This window comes from Campylobacter concisus (genome assembly GCF_002914195.1).
Lineage (GTDB): Bacteria > Campylobacterota > Campylobacteria > Campylobacterales > Campylobacteraceae > Campylobacter_A > Campylobacter_A concisus_M.
On the sequence record NZ_PPAU01000097.1, the window covers coordinates 1 to 457 of the forward strand.

General features: G+C 46.4%; 1 pseudogene. It reads left to right on the forward strand.

Annotation, left to right across the window (positions count from 1 at the left end):
• A pseudogene (locus CYP28_RS05980) lies at positions 1 to 457 on the forward strand (pyruvate:ferredoxin (flavodoxin) oxidoreductase); the annotation flags it as partial.

Genomic DNA, 457 nt, shown 5'->3' on the forward strand with positions numbered 1-457 from the left:
CAACAAAGCTAGCACACGACATCGGCCTTAAAAACCGCACAAATACTATAATGCAGTCAGCATTTTTCAAGCTTGCCAACATCATACCATTTGAAGATGCGCAAAAATATATGAAAGAGTACGCTCACAAAGCCTACGCTAAAAAAGGCGAGGCGATCGTGCAGATGAACTACAACGCTATCGACGTTGGCGCAAATGGGCTCATAAAAGTACCAGTCGATCCTGCGTGGGCAAATTTAGCAGATGATGAGCAAAAAGATGAAAAATATATCGGCAATAGCTTCATCGAAAACGTCGTAAAACCGATAAATGCGGCCAGAGGCGATAGCCTACCAGTCTCAGCCTTCATAGGCTACGAAGTCGGCCACTTTGAAGCTGGCACGACAGCTTACGAGAAACGCGGCGTTGGCGTCATGGTGCCAAAATGGATCGAGCAAAACTGTAGCCAGTGCAACCA